Annotated in this window: 9 protein-coding genes, 1 tRNA gene and 1 pseudogene; 8 read left to right on the top strand and 3 right to left on the bottom strand. The window is 69.3% G+C overall.

Annotation, left to right across the window (positions count from 1 at the left end; all coding sequences use genetic code 11):
* From prmC to hemA, 3 genes are all read right to left on the bottom strand, one after another.
* Window positions 1–863 (bottom strand): peptide chain release factor N(5)-glutamine methyltransferase (gene prmC / locus C5O18_RS03545; RefSeq protein ID WP_105191516.1); only part of this gene is annotated, 863 nt, incomplete at its 3' end.
* A 4-nt stretch (window positions 864–867) separates the two neighbouring features.
* Window positions 868–1,965, bottom strand: coding sequence for a peptide chain release factor 1 (gene prfA, locus C5O18_RS03540; protein WP_105191514.1), 1,098 nt, complete (start codon window positions 1,963–1,965; stop codon window positions 868–870).
* Window positions 1,962–3,272, bottom strand: coding sequence for a glutamyl-tRNA reductase (hemA, locus tag C5O18_RS03535; RefSeq protein WP_105191512.1), 1,311 nt, complete (start codon window positions 3,270–3,272; stop codon window positions 1,962–1,964). Before hemA ends, prfA begins: the two co-directional genes overlap by 4 nt.
* Window positions 3,273–3,408: 136 nt before the next feature.
* Between hemA and lolB the strand changes: the two genes are divergently transcribed.
* The 8 genes and pseudogenes from lolB to C5O18_RS03500 form a co-directional block, all read left to right on the top strand.
* The gene (gene lolB, locus C5O18_RS03530) at window positions 3,409–4,194 is read left to right on the top strand and encodes a lipoprotein insertase outer membrane protein LolB (protein ID WP_105191510.1); all 786 of its coding nucleotides are present in this window, start codon (window positions 3,409–3,411) and stop codon (window positions 4,192–4,194) included.
* Entirely contained in the window at window positions 4,191–5,081 is an 891-nt protein-coding gene (gene ispE, locus C5O18_RS03525) for a 4-(cytidine 5'-diphospho)-2-C-methyl-D-erythritol kinase (RefSeq protein WP_241146723.1), read from the top strand. The genes lolB and ispE overlap by 4 nt, the downstream gene beginning before the upstream one ends.
* Window positions 5,080–5,154: transfer RNA gene (locus C5O18_RS03520), tRNA-Gln, on the top strand. The genes ispE and C5O18_RS03520 overlap by 2 nt, the downstream gene beginning before the upstream one ends.
* 40 nt (window positions 5,155–5,194) lie before the next feature.
* A pseudogene (locus tag C5O18_RS10715) lies at window positions 5,195–6,118 on the top strand (ribose-phosphate diphosphokinase); the annotation flags it as partial.
* A 78-nt stretch (window positions 6,119–6,196) separates the two neighbouring features.
* Window positions 6,197–6,799: a 50S ribosomal protein L25/general stress protein Ctc gene (locus tag C5O18_RS10710; RefSeq protein WP_206389711.1), complete on the top strand. Its 603-nt coding sequence runs from the start codon at window positions 6,197–6,199 to the stop codon at window positions 6,797–6,799.
* A gap of 128 nt (window positions 6,800–6,927) precedes the next feature.
* Complete coding sequence (gene pth / locus C5O18_RS03510; RefSeq protein WP_105191506.1) at window positions 6,928–7,521, top strand: aminoacyl-tRNA hydrolase; 594 nt, start codon at window positions 6,928–6,930, stop codon at window positions 7,519–7,521.
* A gap of 49 nt (window positions 7,522–7,570) precedes the next feature.
* Window positions 7,571–8,662, top strand: coding sequence for a redox-regulated ATPase YchF (ychF, locus tag C5O18_RS03505; RefSeq protein WP_105191504.1), 1,092 nt, complete (start codon window positions 7,571–7,573; stop codon window positions 8,660–8,662).
* 153 nt (window positions 8,663–8,815) lie between these two features.
* On the top strand, window positions 8,816–9,164 hold a 349-nt coding region (locus C5O18_RS03500; RefSeq protein WP_241146722.1), incomplete at its 3' end, for a LysR family transcriptional regulator.

Raw genomic sequence — 9,164 nt, 5'->3', positions numbered from 1 at the left:
GGCGGCAGGCAGCCGCCGCTGACCCGGTCCTGGCCCGCCAGGTCCTGCCAGCTGCGCACCTGGGTGAAGCCGGCCGCCACCAGCGCCGCGCGCACGGCGGCGGCCTGGGCGAAGCCGTGCTCGAGCAGCAGCCAGCCACCGGGCAGCAGGTGCGCTGGCGCCGTCGATGCCAGATGGCGCAGGTCGGCAAGGCCGTCGTCTGCCGCCACCAGCGCCGTCGACGGCTCGTGCGCCAGCACCGCCAGGTGCGGGTCGTCATCGGAAATATAGGGCGGATTGCTGGCCACGACATGGAAGCGCTCGCCCGCCACCGGGGCGAACCAGTCGCCGTGCAGCCAGCGCACCGGCAGCTCCAGCCGCTCGCCATTGCCGCGCGCCACCGCCAGCGCCTCCGCGCTGCGGTCGACCGCGGTCACCTCGGCATCCCGCCGCTCGTGCGCGAGCGCCAGCGCGATGGCGCCGCTGCCGGTACCCAGGTCGAGCACGCGGGCAGCCGGCGGCAGACAGGACAGCACGACCTCGACCAGCCGCTCGGTGTCAGGGCGCGGCACCAGCGTGGCCGGCGTCACCCGCAGCGGCAGCGACCAGAACTCGTGCTCGCCGCGCAGATAGGCCAGCGGCTCGCCTGCACAGCGGCGTGCCAGCCAGTCATCGGCACGCGCCAGCTCGGCGTCCGACAGCCGCCGCTCCGGCCAGGTCATCAGCCAGGCCAGGTCGCGCCCCAGCACCGCCGCCAGCAGCCAGGACGCCTCGCGCCCCGGCGCGTCATCGCTGCCGCTGCGCCAGGCCGGGGCATCCGCCAGTCGGCTCGCGGCACGGCGCAGCCAGTCGTCGATGCGTGGTGCCTCGTGATCGTTGGTCATGGCATCAGTCTTCGCTCGCCAGCGCCGCCAGCTGGTCGGCCTGGTGCTCGGTGGCGAGCGCGGCGACCAGCTCGCCGATATCGCCGGCGATGATCTCGTCCAGCCGGTACAGGGTCAGGTTGATGCGGTGGTCGGTGACCCGGCCCTGCGGAAAGTTGTAGGTGCGGATGCGCTCGGAGCGGTCGCCCGAACCGACCAGGTCGCGGCGCAGCGACGCCGACGCCTGCTGCTGCGCGCTCTGCCGCGCCGCCAGCAGCTTGGCCGCCAGCAGCGAGAGAGCGCGCGCCTTGTTCTTGTGCTGCGAGCGCTCGTCCTGGCACTCGACCACGACCCCGGTGGGAATATGCGTAATGCGCACCGCCGAGTCGGTCTTGTTGACGTGCTGGCCGCCGGCACCGCTGGCACGGTAGGTGTCCACGCGCAGGTCGGCCGGATTGAGCTCGACCGCGGCGACCTCCTCCGATTCGGGCAGGATGGCCACCGTGCAGGCGGAGGTGTGTATGCGTCCCTGCGACTCGGTGGCGGGCACGCGTTGCACGCGGTGCACGCCGGACTCGAACTTGAGCGCGGCATAGGCGCCCGCGCCCTCGACCCGCGAAATCACTTCCTTGTAGCCGCCATGCTCGCCGGCATTGCCGGACACCACCTCGACCCGCCAGCCCATGCGTTCGGCATGACGGCAATACATGCGGAACAGGTCGCCGGCGAAGATCGCCGCCTCGTCGCCGCCGGTGCCGGCGCGAACTTCCAGCCAGATGCTGCAGTCGTCGTTGGGGTCGCGCGGAATCATCAGCCGTTGCAGCTCCGCCTCCAGCGACACCAGGCGCTCGCCGCCCTCGGCGATGTCCAGCTCGGCCAGCTCGCGCAGCTCGGGGTCACGGAAGTCCGGGTCGGCCAGCAGCGCGCGCGTCTCGGCCTGCTGCGCCTGCACGCGCCGGTAGTCGAGCAGCGCCTGCACCACCGGCTCCAGCTCGGCATGCTCGCGCGACAGCCTGCGGAACTGCTGCTGGTCGGCGATCACGCCGGCATCGGCGAGCAGGGCGTTGAGCTCCTCGAAACGCTCGGCGAGGCGGTCGAGGCGGGTCAGAATGGAGGCTTTCATGTCGGGTCGCCGGTCTGGTCGCTGCGATGGTCATCACCCGCGACGGCCTCCGGCACGCTGACCCCGAGCAGTGCCGCGAAGCGCGTCACCAGCTCATCTTCGCCGGAAGCCGCGAGCTGGCGCAGGCCGACCGTGGGCGCGTGCAGCCACTTGTTGACCAGGTTGTGCTGGAAGCGCGCCAGCACGGCCTCCGGGTCACCGCCCTGGCGCAGGCTGTCGAGCGCTTTCCGCTGCTCCAGCGCGGCGAGCTGCTGCGCCTGCTCGCGCAGGCCGCGGATCATGGCCACGGCCTCCTGCTGCACGCGCTGCTGGGCGGCGAAACGCCGCACGCGCTCGGCGATCAGCGTCTCGGCCTGCGCGGCGGCGGCCTGGCGCGTGCGCCAGCCGGCATCGATCACCGACTGCAGGTCATCGACGGTATAGAGGAAGACATCATCGAGCTCGGCCACCGCCGGATCGATGTCGCGCGGCACCGCGATGTCGATGAGCAGCAGCGGCCGGTGCCGGCGCCGCTTCAGGGCCGCCTTCACCTGCGCCACCGAAATCACCGGCTCGGTGCTGCCGGTGCAGCTCACCACCATGTCGGCGCGGGTCAGCGCGTCGGTGAGCAGCGACCAGGGCATGGCCTCGCCACCGACCTCGGCGGCCAGCGCCTCGGCGCGTGCCAGCGTGCGATTGACCAGCATCAGCTCGGCCGCGCCCTGCTCGCGCAGATGGCGGGCCACCAGCGCGTTCATTTCGCCGGCGCCGACCAGCAGCACCGGGGCATCGGCCAGCGACTCGAAGACCTGGCGCGCCAGCGTCACCGCCGCGAAGCCGATCGACACCGGACTGCTGCCGATGTCGGTCTCGCTGCGCACCTGCTTGGCGGCGGCGAAGGTGCCCTGGAACAGGCGCTCCAGCTCCGCGCCGAGGGTGCCGGCGCGCACCGCCTCGGCATAGGCGGACTTCATCTGGCCGAGGATCTGCGGCTCGCCGAGGATCATGGAGTCGAGCCCTGAAGCGACGCGCATGGCATGACGCACGGCCTCGTCGCCATCATGGCAGTACCAGACCTGGCGCAGCTCATCGGGGGGAATGCCGCGCGCGGCGGACAGCCACTGCAGCAGGGTGTCGGCGGCACCATCGGGCAGGGCGCCATAGAATTCGGTGCGGTTGCAGGTCGACAGGATGGCCAGCTCTCTCAGCCCGCCCTGCTCGCGGGCTTCGCGCAGGGCGGACACCAGCGACTCCGGCGTGAATGCCGCGCGCTCGCGCAAGGCGACGGATGCCGTCTTGTGATTGATGCCGAATGCCAGCAGACCCATGCCCGACCCTGTGCCCGGCAAAGGCCGGGAATGGCCACGAATTGTGCGGGATCATCCCCCCAAAGACAAATCCGCGGCGCGCATTTGCTAGACTGCCGCCACCATCGGACCACCCGCAGGATGCCCCGTGCACGCCATGACCGCCCCGCTGTCTACCGCACCGGCCGCGCCACCGCACGCCGCTCCGCCCGTCTCCGGGCAGGCGGCTTCCGGCACGCCGGCGCCGGCATCGCCCGGCCGGGCGCGACCCGTGCTGATGGCGCTGGCGCTGCTGGCACCCCTGCTGCTGGGCGGCTGCAGCCTGCTGGCGCCGGCCCCGGCGACCGCGCCGCCCGCCGCCGGCGTGCCCGATGCACGCCAGCTTGATGCCTGGCGCATGGAAGGCAAGGCCGGCGTGCGCTTCCTCGGCCAGACCGTTTCCGCCACCTACAGCTGGCAGCGCCTTGGCGATGGCTACGATGCCGAGGCCGCCGGCCCGCTCAACCAGGGCCGCACCACGCTGAGCAGCCGCGACGGCTGGCTGGTGCTGGAGAACGCCTGGCTGGGCCGGCGCGAATCGGCCAGCGCCGAGCTGCTGGCGAAGGCGCTGACCGGCATCCCGATTCCGCTCGACAGCCTCAATGCCTGGCTCACCGGCTGGCCGGCGGAGGCCGACACCGCCATCACGCCGCTGGCCGAGCCGGACGGCCTGCGCGAATTCAGCGAGCGCGGCTGGACCACGCGCGTCATGGGCGAGCAGGTGCTGTCGGGCTACCGCGTACCGACGCGACTGGTCATGACCCAGGCGAACAACCGCATCGTGCTGACGGTGGCCGGCTGGCAGCCGGGCTCGCCGCCGACCGTCGACAGTGCAGTCGATCAGGCCGGCGCCGCTCCCGCTGACGCGGCCAGCACCCCGTCCGCCGCGAGCCCGGCGCCATGACCCAGGCAGCGCACACCGACCTGGCACCGCCGCTGACCTCGCTCAGCCTGCCGGCGCCGGCCAAGCTCAACCTGTTCCTGCACGTCACCGGCCGCCGCGCGGACGGCTACCACGACCTGCAGACCGTGTTCCAGTTCCTCGACCTGAGCGACGACATCACATTCAGCCTGCGCGCTGACGGCGACATCACCCTGTCCCCGGAGATCGACGGCGTGCCGGCGGCGCAGAACCTGATCGTGCGCGCCGCCCGCCTGCTGCAGCGGCACACCGGCTGCGAGCTCGGCGCCGACATCCGCCTGGTCAAGCGCCTGCCCATGGGTGGCGGGCTCGGCGGCGGCTCGTCCGATGCCGCCACCGCCCTGCTGGCGCTGGACACGCTGTGGCAGACCGGACTGGGCAGCGACCGCCTGGCCGACCTGGGACTGTCGCTGGGCGCCGATGTGCCGGTGTTCGTGCGCGGTTTCGCGGCCTGGGCGGAGGGCGTCGGCGAGCGCCTGCAAGCCATTGATCTGCCTGAGCCCTGGTACGTCGTGCTGACGCCGGAAGCGCACGTTTCCACGGCCGCCGCCTTCGGGCACCCGGAATTGACTCGAAATACCACCCCCATTACAATGCGCGCCTTCTTTGCGGGGGGCGGCCGCAACGACTTCGAACCCGTGGTCCGACGTCTTTCCCCCGCAGTGGATGCAGCCCTGGAGTGGCTGGCGCAGCGGGGTTCCGCGCGCATGACGGGAACCGGCGCCTGCGTGTTCATGGCCTGCCCGGATCGTCATGAAGCGGAGCGGATACTCGCGCAGGCGCCGGCAGCGGGCTTCATCAGCCGGGGATTGAACCGCTCGCCCGCGCATGTCGCGCTCGACCGGATCCTCCGGCCACACCGTATATAGGGGCGTCGCCAAGCGGTAAGGCAGCGGGTTTTGATCCCGCCATGCGTTGGTTCGAATCCAGCCGCCCCTGCCATTATTCGTTTCCATCCGTCAGGCCGAGTCGACCCGTCATCATGCCAAACCTTGTCGTGTTCACAGGCAATGCCAATCCGGAACTGGCCCGCAAGGTCGTCAGCCATCTGCACATTCCGCTTGGCGCCGCCCACGTCGGCACCTTCTCGGACGGCGAGATCGCGGTCGAGATCAACGACAACGTGCGCGGCAAGGATGTCTTCATCCTGCAGTCGACCTGCGCACCGACCAACGACAACCTGATGGAACTGATCGTCATGGCCGACGCCCTGCGCCGCGCCAGCGCCGGTCGCATCACCGCGGTCATCCCCTATTTCGGCTATGCCCGCCAGGACCGCCGCGTGCGTTCGGCGCGCGTGCCCATCACCGCCAAGGTGGTGGCCGACATGCTGACCACGGTCGGCGTCGACCGCGTGCTCACCGTCGACCTGCACGCCGACCAGATCCAGGGCTTCTTCGACATTCCGGTGGACAACGTCTACGGATCGCCGGTGCTGCTCGCCGACATCGAGCGCCAGGACTACCAGAACCTGGTGGTGGTGTCGCCGGACGTCGGCGGCGTGGTGCGCGCCCGCGCGGTGGCCAAGCAGCTCGACGACGCCGACCTGGCGATCATCGACAAGCGTCGCCCGAAGGCCAACGAATCGCAGGTCATGCACATCATCGGCGAAGTGAAGGGCCGCGACTGCATCATCGTCGACGACATGGTCGATACCGCCGGCACGCTGTGCAAGGCCGCCGGCGCGCTCAAGGAACACGGTGCCCGTCGCGTGGTGGCCTACTGCACGCACGCCGTGCTGTCCGGCCCGGCCATCGACAACATCCGCAATTCGCAGCTGGACGAGCTGGTGGTGACCGACACCATCCCGCTCTCCGACGATGCCAAGGCCTGCGGCCGCATCCGCCAGCTGTCGATGTCGGCGCTGCTCGCGGAAACCCTGCGCCGCATCAACAACGAGGAATCCATNACCCGCCGCAGTTCCGCGGCGGGCGGAAACCCGCCGGATGCTGGTCGCAAGCATCCGGCACAACGGAGAAACAAGATGTCCGCTGCAAACTTTTCGCTGAATGCGCAGAGCCGGACGAACGAAGGGAAAGGTGCGAGCCGCCGCCTTCGTCGTCTGGACGCCAAGGTCCCGGCCGTGATCTACGGTGGCGGTGCCGCCGCTGAATCGATCAGCCTGGAACTGCGTGAACTGGTCAAGGCCCTGGAAAACGAAGCCTTCTACTCCCACGTGCTGACCATCAACCTCGATGGCAAGCCGCAGCAGGCCGTGCTGAAGGCCCTGCAGCGCCACCCGGTCAAGGGTCTGCCGCTGCACGCCGACTTCCTGCGCGTCGATGCCGCCCAGAAGCTGACCATCAAGGTCCCCCTGCACTTCATCAACCAGGAAAGCTCGGTTGGCGTGAAGACCGAAGGCGGCGCCATCACCCACTTCACCTCGGAAGTGGAAGTGTCCTGCCTGCCGGGCGACCTGCCAGAGTTCATCGAAGTCGACCTGGCTGACGTGCACGTCGGCACCACCCTGCACCTGTCCGATCTCAAGCTGCCGAAGGGCGTCGAGATCCCGGTGCTGGCGCTGGGCCACGACCACGACCAGCCGGTGGCCAACGTGCACGCCACCAAGGGCGACGCCGCGGAGTGATCCGTCGCGTGGCTTGGTGAAAAGCGGGGCTCAGGCCCCGCTTTTCATTTCCGGCACCGATGCCGCCAGCCATTGACCCGCCCCCGTCCTGCCGCAAGAATCGCGACAGTTTCCGGAAGCAGCAGCACATGACCGCCCCACGACTCATCGTCGGCCTGGCCAACCCGGGCCCGCAGTATGCCGAGACCCGGCACAACGCCGGCGCCTGGTTCGTCGAGCGCCTGGCAGACCGCCTCGGCGTGCGCCTGGCTCCCGATGCCAAGGCCTTCGGCCTGAGCGCGCGCGCCAGCGTGAACGGGCAGGATGTGCGCCTGCTGGTGCCGACCACCTACATGAACCGCTCGGGCCAGAGCATCGGCGCCGTTGCCGGCTTCTACAAGATCACGCCGGCCGAGATCCTGGTCGCGCACGACGAGCTCGACCTGCCCCCCGGCCAGATCCGCCTCAAGACCGGCGGCGGCCACGGCGGCCACAACGGCCTGCGCGACACCATCAGTGCGCTGGGCAACCAGAACGGCTTCCACCGCCTGCGCGTCGGTATCGGCCATCCGGGCAGCAGCGCGCTGGTCACCGGCTTCGTGCTCGGCAAGGCGCCGCGCAGCGAGCAGGACCTGATCGACCAGGCCGTGGACGAGGCGCTGCGCCACACCGATGCGCTGCTGGCCGGCGAACTGGCCCGCGTCATGAATCAACTGAACGGGTTCAAGGCCGGCCAGGCCTGAGCCGAACTGACTGAGTGCCGGCGGCTGCCGCCGGCAGGGAGCAAGAAAGATGGGTTTCAACTGCGGCATCGTCGGCCTGCCCAACGTCGGCAAGTCCACCCTGTTCAACGCCCTGACCAAGGCCGGCATCGCGGCCGAGAACTTCCCGTTCTGCACCATCGAGCCGAACACCGGCGTGGTGCCCATGCCCGACCCTCGCCTCGACGCGCTGGCCGCCATCGTCAAGCCCGAGCGCGTGATCCCGACCAGCATGGAGTTCGTCGACATCGCCGGCCTGGTCGCCGGCGCCTCGAAGGGTGAAGGCCTGGGCAACCAGTTCCTCGCCAACATCCGCGAAACCGATGCCATCGCCCATGTCGTGCGCTGCTTCGAAGACGAGAACGTCATCCACGTCGCCGGCCAGGTCAGCCCGCTGGACGACATCGCCATCATCAACACCGAGCTGGCGCTGGCCGATCTCGACAGCGTGGAAAAGGCGCTGCTGCGCCTGACCCGCCAGGCCAAGGGTGGCGACAAGGAAGCCATCGCGATCAAGGCCGTGCTGGAAAAGATCAAGCCGGCGCTGGATGAAGGCCTGCCCGCGCGCAGCGTCGGCCTCGATGCCGACGAGCGCCTCCTCATCAAGTCCTTCGGTTTCCTCACCCTGAAGCCGACCATGTACATCGCCAACGTGGCCGAGGACGGTTTCGACAACAACCCGCGCCTCGACGCCGTGCGCGAACTCGCCGCCGGCGAAGGCGCCGTGGTGGTGCCGATCTGCAACAAGCTGGAAGCCGAGATCGCCGAACTCGACGAAGATGACAAGGTCGCCTTCCTCGCCGACCTGGGGATGGACGAGCCGGGCCTGAACCGCGTCATCCGCGCCGGCTATGGCCTGCTCAACCTGCACACCTACTTCACCGCCGGCGTGAAGGAAGTGCGTGCCTGGACCATTCCGGTCAACTGCACCGCGCCCAAGGCCGCCGCCGTCATCCACACCGACTTCGAGAAAGGCTTCATCCGCGCCGAATGCATCGCCTACGAGGATTTCATCCAGTACAAGGGCGAAGCCGGCACCAAGGAAGCCGGCAAGTGGCGCCTGGAAGGCAAGGACTACATCGTCAAGGATGGCGATGTGCTGCATTTCCGCTTCAACGTCTGACCTGCTCTCCCCCTTGCCGTACCGAAAAGCCCTGCCTCTCGTGCAGGGCTTTTTTCATCTGCCATGAGGGTTTCCGCAAGGTGACGGCATCGCAAATGCGCGGCTGATCATGACGGAAAATGGTATTCTCCGGCCATTCAATGAATATGGCTCATGAATAGCATGCTCGAGCGCATCCACCTCGCCATCATCCGCGCCGTCGACCAGCACGGCTCGCTGACCGCCGCGGCCGAGCAGCTGCACCTGACGCAGTCAGCGCTTTCACACACCATACGCAAGCTGGAGGGTCAGCTCGGCACCACGGTCTGGCATCGCGAAGGCCGCAACCTGCGACCCACCCAGGCCGGCGAGTACTTGCTGGCGGTGGCCAACAGGCTGATCCCGCAGCTGCAGCACGCCGAGGAACGCATCCGCCAGTTCGCCCAGGGCGAGCGCGGCGCGCTGCGCATCGGCATGGAATGCCACCCGTGCTACCAGTGGCTGCTGAAGATCGTGTCGCCCT

Source organism: Amnimonas aquatica (assembly GCF_002943415.1).
GTDB classification, from domain to species: domain Bacteria; phylum Pseudomonadota; class Gammaproteobacteria; order Pseudomonadales; family Moraxellaceae; genus Perlucidibaca; species Perlucidibaca aquatica_A.
Note: the sequence above shows the minus strand (reverse complement) of the source record. Positions and strands in the feature narration are given on the sequence as shown.